This is a genomic window from Arthrobacter sp. ISL-48 (genome assembly GCF_018613805.1).
Taxonomy (GTDB): Bacteria; Actinomycetota; Actinomycetes; order Actinomycetales; family Micrococcaceae; genus Arthrobacter.
Map to the genome: position 1 here is coordinate 39,653 of NZ_JAGGPL010000027.1, position 22,395 is coordinate 62,047.

Consider the following 22,395-nt stretch of genomic DNA (forward strand, 5'->3'; position numbering starts at 1 on the left):
AAACATGTCTGAACCCGTCAAGATCGGCATCGGCGGCCCGGTGGGCGCCGGTAAAACCCAACTGGTGGAACGGCTCACCCGCCACATGAGCCGCGAGATCTCAATGGCCGCGATCACCAACGACATCTACACCATCGAGGACGCCAAGATCCTGGCCGCCAACGGCATCCTGCCCGTGGACCGGATCATCGGAGTGGAAACGGGCGGCTGCCCCCACACCGCCATCCGCGAGGACACGTCGATGAACACGGCCGCCATCGCCGAACTCAAGGCGCGGCACCCTGACTTGCAGGTGATCTTCGTGGAGTCCGGCGGCGACAACCTCTCCGCTACGTTCAGCCCCGAACTGGTGGACTTCTCCATCTACATCATCGACGTGGCCCAGGGCGAGAAAATCCCCCGCAAAGCAGGCCAGGGCATGATCAAGTCCGACCTCTTCATTATCAACAAGACCGACCTGGCACCCCACGTCGGCGCGGATCTCTCCGTCATGGAACGGGACTCCAAGGAATTCCGCGGCGCCAAGCCGTTCTGCTTCACCAACCTCAAAACGGACGAGGGCCTTGACGCCGTCATCGACTGGCTTCGGCGCGACGTCCTGATGCTCGACCTGGCTTCATGACCACGGCGGCGGTCGCTGAGGGTCCTGCTGTCATCGTTTCGCCGATGGGACAACTTGACCTGTTCATCACCGAACGTGGCGGGCGGTCTGTGGCATCTCGGCAGTTTCATCAGGGCGCTTTGAGAATATTGCGGCCGCACTACCTGGATGAGTCTGGGCAGGTTTGTTATGTGGTTGTGAATCCTGGCGGGGCCTATCTGGGGGCGGATCTCTTTGTCCTGGATGTGGAAGTGGGCGATGGGGCTGACCTGTTGCTCACTACCCAGTCCGCGACCAAGGTTTACCGGACTCCGGGGTCTTTTGCCGAGCAGCGGATGACTCTCCGGCTGGGGGAGGGGGCGCGGTTGGAGTTGTTGCCGGATCAGCTCATCGCCTACCGGGAGGCGAGCTACCGGCAGAATACCTCCATCACGGTGCGTCCGTCGTCGAGCCTGGTCATGGCTGAGGTGGTAACCCCGGGCTGGTCGCCGGATGGCGCATCGTTCCGATATGAGGAGTTGCGGCTCCGGAACGAAATCCGCGTGGAAGGGGGCCGATGCCCGGAGCCGACGCTGCTGGCCCTCGACAACCTCCTGATCCGGCCGCCCCTCAACGATGTCACCGGCATGGGATTCATGGAGGGCTTCAGCCACCTGGGGTCGTTGCTGGTCGTTGATGCCCGGGTGGACCAGGCGCTCGCCGATGAACTCCATGCGCTGACCGCCGGTCACGATGCCTACACCGGGATCTCGCTGACGCGGACTGTGTCCGGAACCACCGGGCTGGTGTTGCGCTCGTTGTCCAACAGCACGGGAGAACTGCACCGCATTCTGGGCGCCTGCACGGCCCTGCTCCGGGAACGCTGGCACGGGCAGGAACCACTGGATCTGAGGAAGTACTGATGACCACGCTCACCCAGTTCGCCGTGATGTATCGCCAGCGGGAAACGTTGCCGCTGCGGACACGCCTGCTGTTCACTTTCGGTGCTGTGGGCGCCTTGCACGCCGCCGCCGTCGTACTTCTCCTAGCAGGGAGGGGGAGCAGCCAGCCGCTGGCGCTGGGACTGGTGCTGACCGCCTATCTCGCCGGCGTCAAGCACAGCTACGACTGGGACCATCTCGCCGCGATCGACAACTCCACGCGCAAGTTCGTGGCCCAGCGGCAGGATCCGGTGAGTGTGGGCTTCGCGTTCAGCCTGGGGCACAGCTCGGTGGTGATCCTGGCCGGCGTCCTGGTGGTTGCCGGTGCCACAGTGGTGGGGCAGTTCATGCAGGAAGGCTCGGCCGGGAACCTGGCGCTTGGGCTGATCGGGAGCGGGGTGTCGGGGCTGTTCCTGCTGGCAATGGGCATGTTTAACGGCTCCGCCTTTATGCAGACGGTGCGAGTGTACCGGAGCGCGCGCGCCGGCGGCAGCATCGCCGTCGAAGACCTCGAAGCGAAAGGCTTTGTGGCACGCCTGCTGACCAAGCCCCTGAGCCGAGTGCGCCGGCCGCGCCACATCTACCTGATCGGCTTCCTGTTCGGGCTGGGTTTTGACACCGCCACCACCATCGGGCTGCTGGTGATGACGACGGCGGCCTCGCTGGCTGGCGTCTCGCCACTCGCCCTGGCTGCACTGCCACTGGCTTTCACGGCTGCCATGACCCTGTGCGATTCGCTCAACGGCGTGGCGATGATGCGGATGTACCGCTCCGCGCTGGACAATCCGCGGCGGAGGCTGGGCTTCAATGCCGTGGTTACCGGCATCTCGGCCCTGTCCGCACTGTTCATCGCGGTGATCACGCTGGCCGGATTCGTCAAAGCCGCGTTCGGGCTTGAGGATCCACTGACCAGCTGGGCAGGCGCCGTCGACCTGGGCGACGCGGGACTGCTGCTGGTTGCGCTGCTGCTGGCGGTGTGGGGCGTGGCCGCCCTTTTCCAGCAACGCGGCGCCAGACCTAGGCGGCCAGGCGGCGATGCGGTTTCCGGGGACGGTTCTCCGCGGCGTCGTGGCGCAGGCGGCTTGTTTTTGCGGTGATACGACCGCGCTCGGGCACAGTGGTATCCGCATGCAGATGCGACCCGTGGCCGATCGTGGCACCGGCTCCGATCCGGGAATGGCTGCCGATATGGACGCGGTTGCCAATGACAGAACCGTGGCCTACATAGACGCCGTCGCCGATTACGGTCCGGTCACCAACGTGTGCCTCACGGTCAATCCAGCTTCCATGCCCCACCCGGGAGCCGGGACCGATACGTGCACCGGTCTCCACGTAGGTCATGGAACCGATACGGGCGCTTTCAGCGACGTCCGCTCCTGGCCCGACCAGTCCTCCTCCATTGGAGTGCCGCAGGTAGCGGGTGACCTTGCCGGCGTCGTCCTCTACTGATTCAAACTTCCTGCTCATTCCGTTCCTTATCCAAGGCGCGGCGGAGTTGCCCGCGCATAAATGTTAACGGCTGAGGGGACTCACGGATTCCCGAATCCACGCCCGGCCATCGCTGCCCATTCTGCCTTGGGACCGACCGGGGTAAACTGTGGTCACCGTCTTTGCAATAGGCGGCCAGGCCTGGCTGGTAAAGCTCTTTCAGCCATGCTGTGTGTTCAGGGGGGAACCATGGTAGCTGCCGAAGTCTCAGAGCATGAAGTTTTTACTGATGTTGCCCAATACCTTCAGGATCTGGTGTTGGGAAGCCCTGAAGTTGAGGGGTTCCTGGGCGATCTGGCCGTGTACTCTGCGGCCCGGCTCAGCGATCCCGGACGGACGGTGTCCTGCGGGATTTCCGTCTTCAGGAAGAAGAAGACCACCACCACGGCCAGCAGCAGCCCGTGTGCCCGGCTGATGGACCAGTTGCAGCACCAATACGACGACGGGCCATGCCTGACGGTGATGCGGGACACGGTGCCCGTGCTGGTCCCCGATCTGAGGCTGGAGAAGCGCTGGCCCGCTTATGTCCAGGCGGCCAAAGGGCTGGGGATCCTGTCTGTTGTCGGTGTTCCGCTGCCTCTGGAGAAGCCCAGCCAGGCGGTCCTGAACCTGTACAGCGAGCAGCCTCACGCCTTCAGCGGGCAGGCCATTGCAAGAGCGGAAACCTTCGCCGGGCAGGCGTCCAAGGGTCTGCAGCTCGCCTTGAGGCTGGGCCAGTTACAGGAAACCAGGGACGACATGAAGGCGGCAATGAAGTCCCGTACGGTCATCGACCTTGCCACGGGTGCCATCATGGCCAAGAACCGCTGCAGCCAGAACACGGCCTTCAAGGTCCTGCTGCACGTCTCCAATACCCAAAATATCAAGCTCAACGAAGTCGCTGCCCGCGTCGTATCCGATATTTCAGGAACGGGAACAGCCACCACCTACTTCGACGAATAGGGAGCAGGTGCCGGGAGGCAGCGGAGCGCCGTCGGAAACGTCCGACGGCGGCACTACCCAGGGGGCTTCGGCCCAAACTGCAAGAATGGCCACATGCCCCTGCGTGACTATCCCATCCGGCGGCTGACCGAGCACCCGGCACATGTCCTGGACCGGGCCCGGTGGCCGGCAGTCCTGCCGCCGGTGGCGCAGTTGCTCGACGAGGGCCTCGAACTGACCGCGGCCACCGTCCTGGTGGGGGAAAACGGATCGGGCAAGTCCACGCTGGTGGAAGCCATTGCTGAAGCGTACGGGCTGTCCCCGGAAGGCGGGTCAACTGGCGCCCGCCACAGCACCCGTCCATCGGAATCCGGGCTGGCGGACCACCTGCAGCTCGTCCGGAACGCGGGAACCACCAGGCGCGGGTACTTCCTTCGAGCCGAGACCATGCACGGCTTCTTCACGTACCTGGAAGCGAACCCGAGCACGTACCTCCCCGACATCCCTTTCCATGACATGTCCCACGGCGAATCGTTCCTTGGGCTCGCGGTAGACCGCTTCCGCGGCGATGGCCTGTGGGTGCTCGACGAACCCGAATCAGCATTGTCCTTCGCCGGCTGCCTCAGCCTCCTTGCCGTCCTGAAGGATCTCCTGGCGAGCGGGAAATCGCAGGTCATCATGTCCACGCACTCGCCGGTTCTGGCTGCACTTCCGGGTGCACGGATATTGGAGGTTGGTCCGTGGGGTTTGCGGCAGCGAGAGTGGGAAGGCCTGGACCTGGTGAGGAACTGGCGCTCCTTCATGGACTCTCCCCAGAGATACCTCAGGCACCTCTGATCGGTAGCCTTTTCAGCCGGCGACGGCGGCCGCTGCCTTGCCTGCCTCGGCCTGGGCCCCTTCCTGGGAACCGGCGTCGGGCAGTTCTGCCATCAGCTCCGCAGCCGTGGGCGGGTTGGCGCCAGGGCGCCGGACCGTGATCGCCGCCGCTTTAGCCGCCGTCCGGCCGAGATTTTCAAGGGTGCCGCGCCCCAGTCCTTCAGTTTTGCGTGCCAGCAGCCCGTAGATCAGTGCGGCCATGTAGGAATCGCCGGCACCGATGGTATCTGCCACTACTGACTTGACGGAGGGGATGTGCAGCGTCGTGGCCGGCGTGGCAAGCAGTGAACCTTCCGAGCCGCGCGTAACAACGGCCAGCCCAGCCCCCAGCCGGAGGATCCGGGCCGCGGCGTCCTCGAGCCCAAGATCCGCGTAAAGCCAGGCAGCGTCCTCGTCGCTGAGTTTGACCACGTCGGTGAGCGGAACGAGATCCTCAAAAATGGAGCGGGCCTCGGCCTGACTCCCCAGGAGGGCCGGCCGGACGTTGGGATCGTAGGTGACCATGCATTCGCGGTGCGACTGCTCCAGGAGCGCCTTCACCACGGCGGCACCCGGGGAGAGGAAGGTTGCGATGGATCCCGTGTGGAGGACCTTGGGAAGGGACGCGGGGGCCACCGGCGCAAGCTCCCAGCTGATGTCGAATTGGTAGCTGGCAGAACCGTCTGCGGCGAGAGTGGCGGTGGCGGAGGCCGTGCGGCCGGTCGACCTTGAGCCGGGCAGGAGGTCGACGCCGGCACTCCGGAGGTGGCGTTCGATCGCCGCTCCCCGCGCGTCGTCCCCGAGTGACGTCAGCAGGGCGGTTGTGACGCCCAGCCGGCCCAGGCCGTAGGCGACGTTCATCGGCGATCCGCCCGGATGCTCGATGGTGCCCTGGGCGGAGGTGACAACGTCTACCAGCGCTTCACCGATGACAATGACGTCGGCAGTGGCTGCCGGCATGGGTTTGGGAGAGTTCTTGGACACGGGCTGGGCCTTTCATGGAGCCGTCCGCGGGCCTGGTGCAGGCCCGCGGACGGCGTCGGGAGGGAAGGTGTTCTTACAAGGAGCCGGTCAGGCTGTGGCGGCACCCGTCATGATGGCCACTGCGTCGGTCATCGAATGTGATTCCGGCGTGATGGTTGCCGCGCATTTGCCCAGGCGCTGGATGTGGATCCTGTCCGCAACATCAAACACGTGGGGCATGTTGTGGCTGATGAGGATGACGGGCAGTCCCCGGTCCCTGAGGTCCCGGACCAACTGCAGGACCTGGTTCGATTCCCGGACGCCGAGCGCCGCCGTCGGCTCGTCCAGCACAACCACCTTGGAGCCGAACGCCGCTGCGCGGGCCACGGCGACAGCCTGGCGCTGGCCGCCGGAAAGGTTCTCCACCGGAACTGTCACGTCCTGGAGCGTGGAGATGCCCAGCCGGCTCAGCTCCTCCTTGGCCTTGCGGCGCATCCCTTTCGTATCAAGGACACGGAAGATCTTGCCCAGCGGCCCGGCAAGGCGTTCCTCCCTGCCAAGGAAGAGGTTGGAAGCGACGTCCAAAGCCGGCGAGACCGCGAGGTTCTGGTAGACCGTTTCGATCCCGTGGAGGCGGGCGTCCTGCGGGCGTTTGAAGTGGACCGGTTGCCCGGACACCATCAGCTCGCCGGAGTCCGGGATTTCGGCGCCGGTAAGGCACTTGATCAGCGTGGACTTTCCCGCGCCGTTGTCCCCAATGATTGCCAGGACTTCACCAGGGTAGAGGTCCAGGCTGACACCATCCAGGCCCACGACGCGGCCGAAGGTCTTGACGAGGTTCCGGGCCTGCAGGATGGGCTGACGGACTGCTGTTCCTGTGGGCTCCACGTGCATGGCGGTCATGATTTCACCTTTCGGATCCACTGGTCGATGGACACAGCGAGGATGATGAGGACGCCCACGGCGAGGGTCTGGTAGAGGACATCCAGTCCGGCGAGTGAGAGCCCGTTGCGGAAGACGCCGACGATGAGCGCACCCAGAAGGGAGCCCCAGATGGAGCCGCGGCCGCCGAAGAGGCTGGTCCCGCCGATCACGACGGCGGTGATGGAGTCCAGGTTCAGATCCACACCTGCGTTGGGGCTGGCTGCGTTCGTCCGTCCGATCTGGATCCATGCACCGATCGCCAGCACCGCCCCCGAAGCGAGGTACACGCTCATGAGGACGCGGTTAACCGGGATTCCTGCCAGGCGGGCGGCTTCCTTGTCGTCTCCGACAGCGTAGACGTGCCTGCCCCAGGCGGTCTTGCCGAGGATGAACGCCATGGCAATGTACAGCAAGATCATCATGACAACGCCGGTGGAGATGCGGACCGGCCCTATGGGGAACGTGCTGCCCATCCAGGTGAGCAGCCCCGGCATATTGGAGCCCCGTACCGTGGATCCGCCCGAATAGAGCAGCGTGAGGGCGACGAAGATGTTCAGGGTTCCCAACGTCACGATGAACGGTGGCAGCCGGAACCTGGTGACTAGGAAGCCATTCAGCGCGCCCGCGCCCAGCCCCACTACCAGGCCGACGAGGAGTGCCAGCGGTCCGGGAATGCCATTGCTGACTGACAGTTGTGCCACCACCATGGAGGCGAGGATCATGACCGCGCCAACGGACAGGTCGATGCCCGCAGTAAGGATGATGAGCGTCTGGGCGATCGCCAGGGTGCCCACGACGGAAACCTGCTGGGTAATCAGGGAGAGGTTCTCAAACCGGAGGAACCGGTCATTGAGGAGACCAAATACCACCACTGCGACGAGCAGCACGATGGCGGGACTGAGGGCGGGGTACCGGTGCAGGATATTGCGGATCCGGCTAAGCGGTGTCTGGCGGTCGAGGAATTCCTCGGCCAGGTCTGCCTGCCCGGCCGCGGGCGGGCCTGCTGTCTGTTGCTGGGTCACGTTCACTCCTGAAATCCTCTAATCCCTTTTACTTGCCCCAGCAGATCTTGCTGGCTTCGGAGGTGGTGATGCTCTTGACGCCGTCGGCGGGGGTGTCCGTGACAAGCTCCACTCCAGTGTTGAAGAAGTCCAGGCCTTCGGAGTTGGCGGGCTTCTTGCCGGTCTTGGCGAGTTCAACGATTGCCTTGACGCCCATTTCGGCCATCTTGACCGGGTACTGCTGGGCCGTCGCACCGATGACGCCGGACTTGACGTTGTTGACCCCCGCGCAGCCGCCGTCGATGGAGACGATCAGGACGTCTTTTTCCTTGCCGGCCGATTTCAGGGCTTCGTAAGCGCCGGCGGCTGCGGGCTCATTGATGGTGTAGACGACATTGATGTTCGGGTTCTTGGACATGAGGGTCTCCATGCCAGTACGGCCCCCGTCCTCGTTACCCTGGGAGGCCTGGCTGCCGACGATCTCGTACTCGCCGCCCTTGCCTCCGGTGTACTTGCCGGTTTTGGCCTCGTCACCGTTCTTCTTGGGGTCAGCGGTCGCGATGCCGAGTCCCGTCAGGAAGCCCTGGTCGCGGTTGTAGTCTACTGAGACGAGCTTGTCGTCAAACAGATCCAGCAGGGCGATGGTGGCCTTTTTGCCGGCGAGCTGGGTGGCTGTCCACTTACCGATCAGCTGGCCGGCCGCGAAGTTGTCGGTGGCGAACGTGATGTCCGCAGCGTCTGCGGGGTCCGGCGGGGTATCCAGTGCGATCACGAAGAGGCCAGCGTCCTTTGCCTTCTTCAGGGCGTCCACCACGGAGGGGCCGTTCGGCGTGATCAGGATGCCCTTGTCACCCTTGGAGATGGCGTTCTCGATGGCCTGGATCTGGGTGTCCTCATCTCCGTCGGCCTTGCCTGCAGCCAGCTTGAGGTCCACACCATCTGCTTCGGCAGCCTTCTTGGCGCCGTCCTGCATGGAGACGAAGAACGGGTTCGACGTCGTCTTCACGATCAGGGACACGCCCACCTTCTCACCGGATGAGCTTCCCGCTGCCGAGTTGGCTGTGGTACTTCCCCCGCACGCTGTGAGGCTGAGCGAGCCGAGGGTCAGGACTGCACCCACGGCGAGCAGTCGCTGGGCGATGGTGCGCGGGGCTTTGGAAGTCAACATTGAATCTCCTGGTTTTCGTGGCACATCCGGTGCCTGACAACGATGTCAGTGATCATGTAATCAGCGTCACAAGGTAGAGTCAACATAGATTCGAAGATGAAGGACGAAGTTATGACAACGATGTCTAATCGTTACCAAGCGGACCCCGGGAAGAGCCGGCCCACGATGCGGCATGTCGCCGCCCTTGCAGGAGTGGGCATCAAGACCGTTTCCCGCGTGATAAACGACGAACCCGGCGTCTCCGAGGCCACGCGCCAGCGGGTCCTCGGCGCCTCGCAGCAGCTCAATTACCAGCTGGATATGGCCGCAGGGAGCCTGAGGCGCACCGGCCGCCAGACCCTCTCCATCGGACTCCTGTTGCCGAGCGTGGCCAACCCCTTCAGCAGCGAAATCCACCGGGCTCTGGAAGACACCCTGACGGCGCGGGGCATTGCTGTCTTTGCCGCCAGCCTGGACGATGACCCCGAACGCGAAAAGTCCCTTGTGGCGGCATTTCTTGGCCGGCGCGTGGACGGGCTGGTCCTTACCCCCATTGCCAAGAGCCAGGCCTACGTCATCCCGGAGCATTCGCGCGACCTGCCCATGGTGTTTATTGACCGCGAGCCTGTGGGTATCGAGGCGGACGCCGTGGTGACGGACAACGCCGTCGGAGCGGGAAGGGCAGCGGGCCACCTCATTACGCACGGCCACACAAAACTTGCCTATCTGGGCGACCGCACTGATATCCAGACCGCCCGCGAGCGCAGGCGGGGCTTCATGGAGGAACTTGGCAGGGCCGGGATCGCGACGTCCAACGTGCCCGTGCGCGAGGGCCTGCATAACGAGGAGTCAGCCCGCCTGGCGGCGCTTGAACTGCTCACGGCCGACGATCCGCCATCGGCCATTTTCTCCAGCCAGAACCTCATCACGTTCGGCGCCATGCGTGCACTGAAGGAGCTCGGAGCCAGCCGCCGCGTGGCATTGGTGGGGTTTGACGACTTCACACTGGCGGACATGATGGACCCGGGCGTCACCGTGATCGCCCAGCACCCTGAGCGGATCGGAAAGCTCGCTGCCGAGCGGCTGCTGGCAAGGATTGACGGCGACGGCAGCCCGGCGCAGACCTACGTTGTTCCGTCCGAACTTATCCAGCGCGGCTCAGGGGAGCTTCCTCCGGTTCCCTGAGCAAGCCTCTCAGCCGCCACCATTTTCGACCACACGTGTTTTCAGCAACCAGCCCAATCAACAACGAGGGGAAACCATGACCAAAACGCTCTACGCGGAATTCACCGTCAAGCCCGGCAGCGAAGCCCGGGTTGCGGAGATGATGCGCGAACTGACCGAACACGTACGCCGGGAACCGGGCAACCAGCTTTTCCTGCCCTACACGCGGGAAACGAATCCCCGTGAGTACTTCGTCTTCGAGGTTTACGAAGATGACGCTGCCTTCCAGGAGCACATCAGCGCGGATTACGGCGCACGGTTCAACGGGGAACTCGCGGACCACATCGAAGGGGACGGCTCAGTGCTGACCTGGCTCCGGCCGGTCGACTGACGCGCCGCACCCACGCCATTCCCAGGTTTGTCCGCGATTCCGAACCTTGAAGGCAAGGAACCGCGGACAAACCCAGGACGTCCAGGGGCGGCGGTAACTACCGGCGGTCCTTAACGGGCTTCGCCAAGGTGGTGAACATGGACTGGGCCAGCGGAGTGACCGTAATCGACTTCAGCTGTGCCGTTCCACCGTCGGCAAAGAGCGCCACCTGGCTGGCTCCGGGTCCGGGAAACACCTGGTCCGTGATGGTCCGAAGGCCGCCCTGTGCGAAGACCTCCACCGAGGACCGGTCAAGGTAGATGCGCAGAGTCACGTTGCCGTTGGCGTCAGGGGCGACGGGAGCCGAGTCGACCGAGGTGAACAGCGGGTGGAAACTCGTGTCGCCTGAGTTGCGCCTGTCCACGTACACCTCACCGGCAGCCCTGTCGTACCCAACGACGGTTGACGTCGTCCCGTTCCCCAGTACCGTGATTCCGGATTTGGCCGCCGTGCCCGGCGCGAACGTGACATCGATCCTCTGCACCTGGCCGGATGCCGCTGCCGGCAGGGCAACGGTGCCCGGGGCGATGGACCGTGCCCGCTTCTCGGCGTAACTCACCTTCGCTCCCAGGTTGTCCACCTGCTTGACGGCCTGCTGGGTCAGCCGGGGGCCGGACGCCGTCTGGGTGAGTCCAACCTCCCGCGGCAGGGACATGGCGCTGCGCCAGGGCGAGGTGGGAATGGTATTCGCGTAGTCCCAGTTGTTCATCCAGCCCAGCATGATGCGCTTGTCCTCTGGCATGTTTCCAAAGGACACGGACGCGTAGTAGTCCCGGCCGTAGTCCAGCCAGTCATAGGTCTGCAGCCGCGGTGTGGCAGGCGCGGCCGAGGCCACGAACTCATCTGCCAGGATATGGCCCCAGCCAAAGCGGTTGTTGTCCACCACCTTGATGCTGGCCTGCCGTCCCTTGAACTCAGCGACGTTCCAGGACGCCCAGTCCAGGACCTCGCTGTTGGCGCCGGTGGCCGTGCGGACCACCTGGCCGTCCACGACCAGGTTCACAGTGGTTTCCTCTGACCGGGGAACAGCCGCCTGGTCCGTCAACATCACGTGGTCCAGCGTCAGGTGGCCCCAGCCGCCGGTGGCCTGGTCCACAACCCGCAATTGGGCGGTGCGCCCAGCGAACTCCGTGACGTCCCAGCCCTTCCAGTTCAGCTGGCCGGCGTCGTCTCCCGCCAACCTGCGCACCACGGTGCCGTCAACGAGAAGTTGAACCTCGAGGAGCTGCCCGGAGTCCGCGGTGCGGTGGCCACCGCCCACCAGCATGCTCATGAAGTTCCGGGACACCGTGAACGACGGCGACGTCATGGTTCCCTGCCTGTCGTCGCCGGGAGCGCCGCCCGTTTCGAACGTGTTGATCCGCTTGGCGCCGATGTAGAAATCACCGCCGGAGGTAGCCGGCTGGTAGACAGGGGCCAGGTCCCCGGTTCCGGTCCAGCCGGCGCCGGCCAGGGTGGTGCCGTCCGGAACTTCGAAGCCGCTGAACAGGAGGTCGCCGGGCGGCGGCGTGTTGTCCAGCTTGTCCGACACGCGCGGGTGCTGGCCACCCCCCACCAGGAAGTTGAGGTAGTCGCTGGTCACGGTGAACTGCGGGGAGTTCAACGAACCCAGCGGCCAGTCGCCGTCATTGAAGGAATTGACCAGCCCGGCCCCCGCGAAGCCAGTCACTGTGTTCTGGCCGGGCAGCGCACCGGACGCCGGGGCGTCGCCGAACGGCCCGTTCTTCCAATTCCCCGGTTCGTTGTTCACCGTCCAGCCGTTGTAGGTGCCGTCGTTGAAGCCCGCCAGGGGCGTTCCGGCCGGCAGGGCATCACTGGGCTTGGTGGAATCGGACGTGAAGGTGGTCCCATCGAAGCTGCCCACGAAATACTGCCCTGCAGAGCCGCCGGCCACGCCGCCGGGGTTGATGTTGACCACCATGACCCACTTGACGTTGCCGGCATCGCCGTCCACCGCCAAGGGGAACAGGTCGGGGCACTCCCACAGACCCCCGGTTCCGTTGGCTGGCCCGAACTCGCTCAGCTGCGACCATTCCTTGAGGTTGGCGGACTTGTACAGCAGGACCTTGTGATCGGTGGCTTCGACGGCGGCCATCACCCAGTAGCCGCCCCCGCCGGAGGAGGCGTACCAGAAGACCTTCGGATCGCGGAAGTTGGCGGAGTTCCGGTTCAGGACGGGATTGGCACTGTACTTGGTCCAGGTCTGGCCGTCGTCCAGGCTGTAGGCGAGCGATTGTGCCTGCAGGCCCCTGTAGGGCGAAGCTTCCTTGTAGGCGCTGGTGAAGACGGCCACCAGGGGCGGGTTTTCGGTGGTCCCGAAGCCCGAGGTGTTGTCCTTGTCCACCACGACGCTCCCGGAGAAGATGTCCTGCTGGTCGTCCGTGGGGATGGCCAGCGGCTGGTCTTCCCAGTGGGTGAGGTCGGTTGACGTTGCATGGCCCCAGGACATGTTCCCCCACGTGTTTCCGGAAGGGTTGTGCTGGTAGTACAGGTGATAGAGGCCCTTGTGGAAGACCATCCCATTGGGATCGTTCATCCAGTTCTGCTTGGGCGTGTAGTGGATGGCCGGCCGGTACTGCTCCTCGCCCGTAGCGGGCGCGCCGGGTGTGACGGCGTCGGCTGTGATGGCGCCTGTTGCAGCGTTGTTCGCTGCCGCAGCGGACGACGCCGGGCCGGCGCCCAGGAGTGCGGCGGCCAGGCTGAGACCGGCCAGGGTGAGCGCGGAACACGCCCGGCCTGTCCGGGATCTATTGGTTTGCATATCGTTGAGGTCGCCCTTCATTGCGCGTGCCTATTGCATAGACAACGTTGTCAGTGCCAGGAACGCTAAGTGATGTCCACAAGACAAGTCAATGGACGGGAGCATCCCCGCGGTGGCCCTGCAATAATCGGAACCAACAGTTTGCCCGGGGCCTGGAAGGTCTCCGGGCAACAGGCAGCAGTGTAGGTTCAAGCCCATCACACCAGACGAGGCGGACATCCATGAAGGCTCCAGACCAGCAGCAGGCGCAATCTTCCGACACGCCGGCAGCTTCTCCCGGCGACGTTGACGCGGCAGGTCAGGGCTCCGTTGATCAGCATCTGCTCCAGCGGCTGGCCGATGCCTACGGAGTGGGCACAACGTTCCAGGGCTGGGACGGCCTGCCGCACAGTGTTGCGGAGGAGACCCTGATCAAAGTGCTTGCCGCCCTGGGGGTCGCGGCCCACACCAATCAGCTGATCGAAGCTGCCCTCGCCGAGGCGGAACTGGCGCCCTGGCGGCGGATGCTGCCTCCCGCCGTCGTGGTTCAGGAGGGTGAACCGGCGCAGGTTCCCGTGCATGTGCGCGACGGCGCCACGGCTCGGCTGAGCGTTGAGCTGGAAGCGGGAACGGGCCCGGACCAGCGGCTGGAGGCAACCCAGCAGGATGTCTGGGTGCCGCCGCAGGACGTGGACGGGATACCCACAGGCCGGGCGACCTTCGCGTTGCCACAGGGGCTGCCGCTTGGCTGGCATACCCTGCACGCAGAGTCCGAGGGGATTTCCGCACACGGAACGCTGGTGGTGGTGCCGGCGCGCCTGACCACAGCCCAACCGCTGGAGGAGCGCCGCGGCTGGGGCCTGGCCACCCAGCTCTATTCGGTGCGGTCCAAACGGTCCTGGGGGATCGGTGATTTCGCCGACCTCGCGGACCTGGCCACGCTGAGCGGCGCACGGGGAGCGGACTACATCCTGGTGAACCCGCTGCACGCGGCAGAGCCTGTTCCGCCTGTACAACCCTCGCCGTATTCGCCATCCACCCGGCGCTTCTTTAACCCGCTCTACATCCGGGTGGAGGACATCCCCGAGCTGGCGTACCTCAAGCCGCGACGGCGTGCCACTGTGGACAAGCTGGTGGAGCAGGTGCAGGGCCTGAACCGAAACGGGGAAAGGCTGGACAGGAACTCCGTATATGCCGCGAAGCTCCAGGCCCTGGAGCTCCTGTACCACGCCAAACGATCGCCCACCCGGCAGGCGGCGTTCGAGCATTTCTGCAGGATCTCCGGTTCCGGGCTGGATGATTTTGCCCTCTGGTCCGCCATCCGGGAGGACCTCGCGCCGGAGGACCCGCTCTGGACGGACCCGGACTGCGCCCTGGGATCCGCCGAGGCCGAGTCCTTGCGGGAGAAGCTCGCGGACCGGATCGGCTTCCACCGCTGGCTGCAGTGGATCTGCGACGAACAGCTGGAGAATGCCCAGCAGGCGGCGCGCCGGGCCGGCATGCGGCTGGGCGTGGTGCACGACCTCGCCGTGGGCGTCGATCTCAGCAGCGCCGATGCCTGGACTCTGCGCGGTGTCCTGGCGCCCGGCATCAGCGTGGGCGCCCCGCCGGACATGTACAACCAGCTGGGCCAGGACTGGAACCAGCCGCCCTGGCATCCGGGGCGCCTGGCAGAGGCCGGTTATGCACCGTTCCGCAACATGCTGTCCACGGTGCTTCGGCACGCAGGAGGGATCCGCGTGGACCACGTCCTTGGCCTGTTCCGGCTCTGGTGGGTGCCTACCGGAAACTCCCCGCGGGACGGCGCCTACGTCCGGTACGACCACGAGGCACTAATCGGCATCCTGGCGCTGGAGGCGCAACGCGCCGGTGCCGTGGTGATCGGCGAGGACCTTGGCACCTTTGAGCCCTGGGTGCGTGATTACCTTGCCGCGCGGGGCATCCTTGGCACCTCCATCCTCTGGTTCGAGAACGACGGCGATTCGCCCCTCCCGCCCGAGAGGTACCGCACTCAGGCGCTCGCGAGCGTCAACACCCACGACTTGCCGCCGACCGCAGGTTATCTCGCCGGCGACCACGTGGCGCTGCGCAGCCGTCTTGGCCTGCTGGAACGGTCGGAGGAGGATGAGCGGGAAGGCCACATGGCCACCTTGGAGAAGATGATGGGGCTGCTGCGCGAGCGCGGACTCCTTCCCGACGGCGCTGGTGCTGCCCTGGACGAACTGGGCAGCGAGGAGCGCACGATAGAGGCGCTGCACCGCCTGCTGGCCCAGTCGCCGTCGGTCTTGCTGGGTGTTGCCCTGGTTGATGCAGTGGGCGAACGGCGCGTGCAGAACCAGCCCGGCACCACCGAGGCGCTCTATCCGAACTGGCAAGTGCCGCTGGGTGGTCCGGACGGCAAGGCGGTCTTCCTGGACGACCTTCCCGGGAACGCGCGTTTCAACTCGCTGCTGGCGGCTGTACAGGAAGCTTTGGGCCGCTGACAAGGGGCGCGGAAAGGACCAGATCATGAGCGACGGACCTGTACTGGTGGTCGGCGGAACCGGGATGGTGGGTGGCCAAGTGGTCAGCCAACTGCTCGGGCGGGGGAAGCAGGTGCGGGCACTCGTGAGGCCTGGCTCCGATGCCACCCGGCTCGAGGCCGCAGGGGTGGCGATTGCCCGCGGAGACATGATGGACCCCGATTCGCTATCGCGCGCCATGGACGGTGCCGACTCCGTCATCACGTCGGCGGCCGGCTATACAAGGCACAGCAAGGGGGACAGCTCCGAGATCGACACTGTGGGAAACACCAACCTCGTGGAGGCGGCTGGCCGCGCCGGGGTCCGCAGGTTCGTGCTCACCAGCATCCTGACGTGTGACCAGACCCCGCAGGTTCCGCACTTCTGGCATAAGAAGCTCACCGAAGACCGGCTGGAAGAACTGGGTGTCCCTTTTGTGGCACTGCGCCCCGGCGCGTTCCTGGACCAGGTCACACGGTTCGGCGGCGATCCTTTCAGGAAGCGCAAGCTCATGTGGTTCGGGTCAGCCAGCACTCCTCTGACTTTTGTGCTCACCGCTGACCTCGCCAGCTACCTTGCCGCTGCCGTCGATGCACCGGGAGTGGAGGGGCAGCGGGTGGACATCGGCATGGACCGGCCGCTGTCCATGCAGGACATCGCCGACATTTCCGGGCGCCTCCTGGGAGCGCGAATCAGGGTCCGGTCCGTCCCCGCCGGCGTCCTCCGCGCTGCCTCGACATTGCTCGCCCCGCTCAACCCGATGGCCAAGGATCTGTCCGCGATGATCGATTGGTTCGAGACCGGCGGCTACGTTGCGGACACCACCCGCCAGCGGGAGGTCTTCGGGCCACCGCCCGCAGCAGAGGACGCTCTTGCCAGGCTGGTTGAAGGCCTGGGCCACCCCGTCCGCCGGTAGGTCACCTACGGTCTGCACCACAACAACGCGGGGTCACATCGCGCCCATCGGAAGCCTAGCGATGGGCGCGATGTGACCCCACGTTGCGGTTAATGGGTGGTGATGAGGTGAGTGAAGTGGTCGTACCGGAACATGACTGGGCCGCCGTCGTGGTTGTAAACGATGTTGGCCCCGTTCGGCACGCCGTTGGCGCCGTAGTTCTCCGTCCAGCCGCGGTTCAGCGCCGCCTTGAACTCATATGTGCCTGCCGGCAGGGCCGGAACGGACAGCTTCCACACCAGATCCGCCGGATCAAGCGTCAACTGGGCCTGGCCGCATGCTGGATCCCAGTCGGCAGCGCAGCCGAGTGCCATGTCAAGGCTTCCGGCGGCGGCCACGGCTTGCGGCTGCTGGGACGCGTAAACGGGACCCAGGACATGCGTGCGGTTGTCGTAGCGGAACGTGACCGGTCCTCCGGGGTGGTCAAGGACGATGTTGTTCCCGTTGAGGACCCCGTCGGCGCCGTAGTTCTCATCCCAGCTGCCATTGAGCGCGGCCTTGTACTCGTAATGCCCGGCCGGCATGGCAACGGTGAGACGCCAGATGTTGTCCGCCGGGTCCAAGGTCATCCGGGCCTGCGGGCAGGCCGGATCCCACTCAGCGCACCCCATCTGCAGGTTCAAGCTTCCCGCAACCGTTACCGAGTCCGGCTGCGGCGCCGCGCCCACGGTTACGGTCCGCGGTTGGCTGACCACGTTGAACCCGGTGCCGCTCATGGTGGCGCGGTACTGCACCTTGGTCCCGTCCGGGAGGTCCAGGGCTGTTAGGTTGTCCGTCGCTGAGTACACGGGGGACGAATCATCCGTGCCCACGGCCGTCCAGTCGCCGCCAGCAACGCTGCGTTCGAAGGACACCACGTGGCTGGCCTTCTCCGGATCGGCGGTGGCACTGAGCTCCACAGCTCCCTCCACGCTGCTGCCTTCCAGAGGCTTCTGCATGGTCAGGACCGGGGCCGGAACCGCCGCGCTCCTGGACTGGCTGGTGGCTGTGTGGCCGCCGTTGTCCAACACGGTCGCACGGTATTCCAGTGCGGTGCCGGCGTCCAGGGCGGCCACATCGTGGAACACCTGGTACGGGGCATTGTCATCAGTCCCGATCGGCTCCCAGCCTCCTCCGGCAGTCCTGGCCTCAAAGGTGACCTCGTAAAACGAAGTACCGCCGACGTCGGCCGTCACCTTAACACGCCCGTTGTCTTCCGGAGCTGCGGCAGGATTCTGGAGGACGACGGCGGGCGCTGCCTTGGAGTGTGGGATGCGGCCTGAGGATTTGTACACGACGGCCGAAAGCGGCGGAACGGTGACTGCCAGTTTGCCTTCTGCGGAAGTCTTAATGTCGCTGGCCGCGCCTCCATAGATGAGCGAGTAGCTGCGCTTCGCGATGTATGTGGGAACCTCGGCCGTCTGCTCCTGTTCGCTGTTGTTCAGGGCCACCACGTATTCCCGCTGGTCCTCAGCATCGGTCCGGGAGAAGGCGTAAATGCCGGGGCCTTCGGACGCGTAACGGTGCTGGTGGGCGCCGTCGCGCAGGGCGGGGTTTTCCTTGGTCAGGGCGGCGAGCTGGCTGATTTTGGCGTACAGGGGGTGGCCGGGGTTGAAGTTGTCGGTGGCGTGCGTGGCGTCGGTGCCCAGCAGGTCGTCGTCGAGGTACTCCGGAACCTGGCTGGCGAAGAGGGTCTGCCGGGCGTCCTGGTCTCCGCCGGGACCGGTGAAGCCCTGCTCGTCGCCGTAGTAGATCACCGGGTTGCCGCGTGAGAAGTACATCAGTTCGTGGGCCAGCTGGTCGCGGACCACTTTCTCGGTGTCGGTTGATCCCGGATTGTCTGCGGCGATGAAGCTGCCGATGCGGCCCATGTCGTGGTTCCCCAGGAAGGTGGGCAGCTGGTAGACGTTCGAATCGGCGTCCGTGTACCAGTCGTCGCCTGCAAAGAAGGACTCCAAAGCCCGGGTGTCCTGACCCTTGGAGGCGAAGTTGCGGGCGGCGTCCTGGAACGGAAAGTCCAGCACAGCTTGCATCTCGTTACGGGTGGTGAACTGCGAGGTGAAGCTCTTGGTGGTGTCAAAGACTTCGCCGAACATAAAGAACTCGTCCTTGCCCTGCGCCTTGGCGTAGCTCAGGACATCCGGGCCGAACTCCTGCCAGAACTCGTTGTTCACGTGCTTCATGGTGTCGATGCGGAAGCCGTCCACGCCGAACCCGCCGATCCATGATTTGTAGACGTCCTCCATCCCGGCCACCACCTTCGGGTGTTCAGTGAAGAGGTCGTCCAAACCGAAAAAGTCGCCGTAGGAGGAGTCCTCGCCCACGAAGGTGGTGTCGCCGCGGTTGTGGTACAGCGTCGGATCGTTCAGCCAGGCGGGGACTTTCAGGTTCTCTTCGCCCGGTTCAAGGACCGGCTTGTAGGGGAAGGATGTGGCGGCGTCCAGTGCGGGGAAGTCCTTAGACCCGGCGAAGTCACGGTCATCGAACTCGGTGCCGTTGGCCGTCTTGTAGGGTTCTGCGTCCTTGGAGACGTAGGCCTTGCGGGCGCCCTCCTCATAGCCGATCACATCCGCTGTGTGGTTGGTGATGATGTCGAAGTACACCTTCATGCCGCGGGAGTGAGCCTTGTCGATGAGGGCCTTGAGTTCCTCGTTGGTGCCCAGGTGGGGATCAATTTGGGTGAAGTCCGTGACCCAGTAGCCGTGGTAGCCGGCCGACTTGTCCTCGGGCTGCACCGCCTTGTTCTTGAAGCTCGGGGTCAGCCAGATGGACGTGGTTCCCAGGCCCTGGATGTAGTCGATCCTGTCCAGCAGGCCGGCCAGGTCGCCGCCGTTGTAGAAACCCTTCTTAGTGGGGTCGAAGCCGGAAACCATCGGGTCCGCCCCCAGGCCGCCGTCGTCGTTGGCTTTGTTGCCGTTGCTGAACCGGTCGGCCATGACAAAGTAGAAGTTCTCATCCGTTACGGGGGCGCGGAGCGAGTGGGAGGCCGACGGCGACACAGGATCTTTAGGTCCGGGCGTGGCTTGCGCAGGGAGTGCTGCTGCTGAGACGGCGACTGCGGCCGCCAGAAGAACGGCCGCGGTGCGGGACAAGGCCCGGCCAGCGTGGGCCATGGTGGTTGGAGGCGATGCTTTGAGGCGTGGGGTGGCGCCTTGAGGGGTGCGGGAGTTCACGTCAGGAGAGACCTTCCTGGTAGCGGCGTTGCTGAGCAGGTTTTGGTCCGGCAGAGGCGCAGAGGAGGCCAGCTGTGAACCAAGTCACAACTGTAAGCGCCGGCAGTCAATTTCTCCAACCTTTTGAAGAAACCTCGGGAAGGCTAACCGGCGGGCACCAGGACGGTGGGCGATGGCGTATGGAGAGTATGGACGAGCGGCCCAGGAAGCCCCGTGGCTGGGCGTAAAGCGAAAGTGGCAATGTCATCAGACCGTTCGTGCGCGACATGGAGCCACTGGCCACGGACCAGGTGGTGGCGGGGCCAGTCCCCGCCGCTGGGGAAGTCGTGTATCGGCGACAGGGCCGAGCCATCCGGAGTTACCTGCAGAACACTGATCAGGTTTGAGCCGCGTACCCCCACGTAGGCGTGGTTCCCGTCCTGGCCGAGGCAGATCTCTGCGGCCGAATCGTCCGGAACGCTGCCACCGGAAGTTGCCGGGCCGCGGCTGATCAGCTCAAAAGTCCCGGCGTCTGCCCTGACCACAAAGACCTCGATGGAGTACTCGGAGACGACAAAAACACTCCCACTGGCGTGCTGGACCAGGTGACGTGGGCCGCTGCCAAAGGGGAGGGCCACCTCATGATCGGCGTTGAGCCCGGCCCCTGGCTCGTACTGCCAGACGCGCAGCGTGTCGTGGCCCAAGTCGGTGGTCATGATGCGGCCGTCGGACAGCATCAGGCTGGCGTGGGCCCGGCTTTGGCGGGGCTCGCCCGGAGTCATGCTGCCGTGGGGATCAACCGACGGTGGCGCCGGGAACCGCCCCGTCATCCCGCCGTCGTGGTCCAGTTCGTAAAGCAAAACCTGGCCGTCTCCCCAGCAGGCCACGGTGAGGAAGCGCCCCAGTGGATCGACCGCCACGTGGCACGCCGCATCGCCAGCGGGCTGTGCGTCCCCAAGCGCTTCCAGCCCGAATTCCCCTGTGCGGCGGTAGGCCTGGACCGTCTGGGCCGGCTCGCCGACTGCATAGACCACCGGCAAGGTGGGATGCACGGCCACGAACGACGGCGAATTCGCCTTGACTGCGGTACCCAGCCACTGGAGTGTCCCGTCCGGGGCGGACGAGATCGCACCGATCCCATGCGCCCGGCCACCGCCATCGGGAGTGTAGGTGCCCGTCCAGATCAGTTGCTGCTGCGCAGAGGATGTCATGGCTCCTATCCTGCCAATGAATGCGTTCGCGCGGCTGGATTGGGCTCGTGTGGTTGATTTCGGCTTCGGTTAGCATGGAGTTTCCAGCTATGGCAGAAGGAGGTGAGTCCCATTACTGCAGTATCAGTTCCGGGTACTCCCAGACCCTGCCGTCCGGCCGCCAAGGCCTAAGTGACGCTCGGAGTGCCCGTCGGCTCACCGAAAGGCGTTCCCATGCCAGCTCCTGGATTACCCCCCACCGATATTGATTTCACCTTCTTCGACACCGTTGCCCGTCTTCGCGCCGCCGGCTGCGTTTTTGCCGAAGATGAGGCGCAACTCCTTCTGGCCGCAGCAGCCAACCCTGTTGAACTCCTGGAGTTTGTTGATCGCCGGGTTGCCGGCTATCCACTGGAGCACATCCTCGGCTGGGCGGAGTTCTGCGGGCTCCGGATTGCCGTTGATAAGGGCGTTTTTGTTCCGCGTCGTCGCACCGGACTGCTGGTAGAGGAGGCGGCCGCACTGCTGTTTGGGAACTCCGACGGCGGCCGCCCGGCACCCGTCGTGGTGGATCTTTGTTGCGGTTCCGGCGCAGTGGGTACTGCGCTTGCCCGACGGGTTGGCGGGATCGAACTCCATGCAGCGGACATTGACCCAAGAGCGGTGAAGTGCGCTGGCCGGAATGTCGGCCCGGTAGGAGGGCAGGTGCACGAAGGCGATATGTACGCTGCCCTTCCTCCTCGGCTCTTAGGCAGGGTCCGGCTTCTGGCGGTCAACGCTCCGTATGTCCCCACGGAAGCGATCAGCATGATGCCCCATGAAGCCCGGGTGCACGAATCCCGCATTGCGCTTGATGGCGACTCGGATGGTTTGGCGTCTCATCGACTGGTTGCTGCGGGCGCCCCCGAATGGCTCGCTCCCGGTGGGCATCTGCTCATCGAAACCAGCGAGCGGCAGGCGGCCGGGACGGCCTCGATCATGGCTGCTGCAGGCTTCTCCGTCACAACCGTTCGCTCGGAGGACCTGGACGGCACCGTGGTCATTGGTCAGGCTCGGACCACCGGATATTAGGCGCTGTCGCTGAGAGGCGTCACTTGCTGCGGGTTGAAGAGCCGCACTTCGAGGTTTCGATCCTCGATACCTACACGTTAGTGCCGCCGCGCTGACCACGTTATGGCGCGGTTCCTGGCCGGTTTCTCCGTCTTGGGAGGGCGCGGGAATGTGCGTGGGGCTTCGCGTCGGCGTGGGGTATTTGCTTGCCACGGTTATTTGCATGGCCGGCGTTATTGACCTGCGTTATTGAAGTGGTGGGGGTGGGGGTTTGAAGTAGTGGTTTTGTTGGGGTTTTTGGTTGGGGTCGATGTGGGGTGGGGGTGTGTACCAGGGGGTGCCTTGGTTGGTTTTGATGGTCCATTGTTCTTTGTGGATGAGGTGGTGGTGGTTTGGGCATAGGAGTGTGCCGTT

General features: G+C 64.8%; 19 protein-coding genes. 10 read left to right on the forward strand and 9 right to left on the reverse strand.

What is annotated here, in order from left to right; genetic code table 11:
* Nucleotides 1-4 precede the first annotated feature (4 nt).
* From ureG to J7E83_RS20035, 3 genes are read left to right on the forward strand one after another with little or no spacing between them, the layout of a single operon-like run.
* A complete protein-coding gene (gene ureG, locus J7E83_RS20025; RefSeq protein WP_214965724.1) occupies nt 5-622 on the forward strand; it encodes an urease accessory protein UreG in 618 nt (205 codons plus the stop codon).
* Entirely contained in the window at nt 619-1,503 is an 885-nt protein-coding gene (locus J7E83_RS20030) for an urease accessory protein UreD (RefSeq protein ID WP_214965735.1), read from the forward strand. Before ureG ends, J7E83_RS20030 begins: the two co-directional genes overlap by 4 nt.
* Nucleotides 1,503-2,618 carry a HoxN/HupN/NixA family nickel/cobalt transporter gene (locus tag J7E83_RS20035; protein WP_214965737.1) on the forward strand — a complete coding sequence of 372 codons (1,116 nt, stop codon included), beginning with the start codon at nt 1,503-1,505 and terminating at the stop codon, nt 2,616-2,618. The genes J7E83_RS20030 and J7E83_RS20035 overlap by 1 nt, the downstream gene beginning before the upstream one ends.
* Here the strand turns inward: J7E83_RS20035 and J7E83_RS20040 are convergent.
* The gene (locus J7E83_RS20040) at nt 2,539-2,988 is read right to left on the reverse strand and encodes a transferase (RefSeq protein ID WP_214965739.1); all 450 of its coding nucleotides are present in this window, start codon (nt 2,986-2,988) and stop codon (nt 2,539-2,541) included. The genes J7E83_RS20035 and J7E83_RS20040 overlap by 80 nt on opposite strands.
* 210 nt (nt 2,989-3,198) lie before the next feature.
* Here J7E83_RS20040 and J7E83_RS20045 point away from each other — a divergent pair, with 210 nt between their 5' ends.
* The gene (locus J7E83_RS20045; protein WP_214965741.1) at nt 3,199-3,951 is read left to right on the forward strand and encodes a GAF and ANTAR domain-containing protein; all 753 of its coding nucleotides are present in this window, start codon (nt 3,199-3,201) and stop codon (nt 3,949-3,951) included.
* Nucleotides 3,952-4,044: 93 nt separating this feature from the next.
* A complete protein-coding gene (locus tag J7E83_RS20050; RefSeq protein ID WP_214965743.1) occupies nt 4,045-4,767 on the forward strand; it encodes an AAA family ATPase in 723 nt (240 codons plus the stop codon).
* Nucleotides 4,768-4,779: 12 nt separating this feature from the next.
* On the opposite strand, the gene J7E83_RS20055 is transcribed toward J7E83_RS20050, so the two are convergent.
* The 4 genes from J7E83_RS20055 to J7E83_RS20070 form a co-directional block, all read right to left on the reverse strand.
* A complete protein-coding gene (locus J7E83_RS20055; RefSeq protein WP_214965768.1) occupies nt 4,780-5,745 on the reverse strand; it encodes a carbohydrate kinase in 966 nt (321 codons plus the stop codon).
* 111 nt (nt 5,746-5,856) lie between these two features.
* Nucleotides 5,857-6,651 (reverse strand): ATP-binding cassette domain-containing protein, encoded by a 795-nt coding sequence (locus tag J7E83_RS20060; RefSeq protein WP_214965745.1) that lies wholly within the window; start codon nt 6,649-6,651, stop codon nt 5,857-5,859.
* Nucleotides 6,648-7,694: an ABC transporter permease gene (locus J7E83_RS20065; RefSeq protein ID WP_214965747.1), complete on the reverse strand. Its 1,047-nt coding sequence runs from the start codon at nt 7,692-7,694 to the stop codon at nt 6,648-6,650. The genes J7E83_RS20060 and J7E83_RS20065 overlap by 4 nt, the downstream gene beginning before the upstream one ends.
* Nucleotides 7,695-7,722: 28 nt before the next feature.
* Nucleotides 7,723-8,841 (reverse strand): substrate-binding domain-containing protein, encoded by a 1,119-nt coding sequence (locus J7E83_RS20070; protein WP_214965749.1) that lies wholly within the window; start codon nt 8,839-8,841, stop codon nt 7,723-7,725.
* Between the two features lie 165 nt (nt 8,842-9,006).
* Between J7E83_RS20070 and J7E83_RS20075 the strand changes: the two genes are divergently transcribed.
* Nucleotides 9,007-10,005 (forward strand): LacI family DNA-binding transcriptional regulator, encoded by a 999-nt coding sequence (locus J7E83_RS20075; RefSeq protein ID WP_214965770.1) that lies wholly within the window; start codon nt 9,007-9,009, stop codon nt 10,003-10,005.
* 76 nt (nt 10,006-10,081) lie between these two features.
* On the forward strand, nt 10,082-10,375 hold the full coding sequence (locus tag J7E83_RS20080; RefSeq protein ID WP_214965751.1) for a putative quinol monooxygenase: 294 nt from the start codon (nt 10,082-10,084) through the stop codon (nt 10,373-10,375).
* Nucleotides 10,376-10,472: 97 nt separating this feature from the next.
* Here J7E83_RS20080 and J7E83_RS20085 read toward each other — a convergent pair whose 3' ends face one another.
* Nucleotides 10,473-12,950 carry a GH32 C-terminal domain-containing protein gene (locus tag J7E83_RS20085; protein ID WP_396020585.1) on the reverse strand — a complete coding sequence of 826 codons (2,478 nt, stop codon included), beginning with the start codon at nt 12,948-12,950 and terminating at the stop codon, nt 10,473-10,475.
* 446 nt (nt 12,951-13,396) lie between these two features.
* Here J7E83_RS20085 and malQ point away from each other — a divergent pair, with 446 nt between their 5' ends.
* Both malQ and J7E83_RS20095 read left to right on the forward strand, forming a co-directional pair.
* On the forward strand, nt 13,397-15,637 hold the full coding sequence (gene malQ, locus J7E83_RS20090; RefSeq protein WP_214965755.1) for a 4-alpha-glucanotransferase: 2,241 nt from the start codon (nt 13,397-13,399) through the stop codon (nt 15,635-15,637).
* 25 nt (nt 15,638-15,662) lie between these two features.
* A complete protein-coding gene (locus J7E83_RS20095) occupies nt 15,663-16,571 on the forward strand; it encodes an SDR family oxidoreductase (protein WP_214965758.1) in 909 nt (302 codons plus the stop codon).
* Nucleotides 16,572-16,660: 89 nt separating this feature from the next.
* On the opposite strand, the gene J7E83_RS20100 is transcribed toward J7E83_RS20095, so the two are convergent.
* Together J7E83_RS20100 and J7E83_RS20105 are read right to left on the reverse strand one after the other, a co-directional pair.
* Nucleotides 16,661-19,702, reverse strand: a complete 3,042-nt coding sequence (locus tag J7E83_RS20100; RefSeq protein ID WP_214965772.1) for an alpha-amylase family glycosyl hydrolase — start codon at nt 19,700-19,702, stop codon at nt 16,661-16,663.
* A gap of 203 nt (nt 19,703-19,905) precedes the next feature.
* On the reverse strand, nt 19,906-20,952 hold the full coding sequence (locus J7E83_RS20105; protein WP_214965760.1) for a beta-propeller fold lactonase family protein: 1,047 nt from the start codon (nt 20,950-20,952) through the stop codon (nt 19,906-19,908).
* 213 nt (nt 20,953-21,165) lie between these two features.
* Here J7E83_RS20105 and J7E83_RS20110 point away from each other — a divergent pair, with 213 nt between their 5' ends.
* The gene (locus tag J7E83_RS20110) at nt 21,166-22,002 is read left to right on the forward strand and encodes a putative protein N(5)-glutamine methyltransferase (RefSeq protein ID WP_214965762.1); all 837 of its coding nucleotides are present in this window, start codon (nt 21,166-21,168) and stop codon (nt 22,000-22,002) included.
* Between the two features lie 225 nt (nt 22,003-22,227).
* Here the strand turns inward: J7E83_RS20110 and J7E83_RS21315 are convergent.
* Nucleotides 22,228-22,395 (reverse strand): HNH endonuclease (locus J7E83_RS21315; protein ID WP_251044234.1); only part of this gene is annotated, 168 nt, incomplete at its 5' end.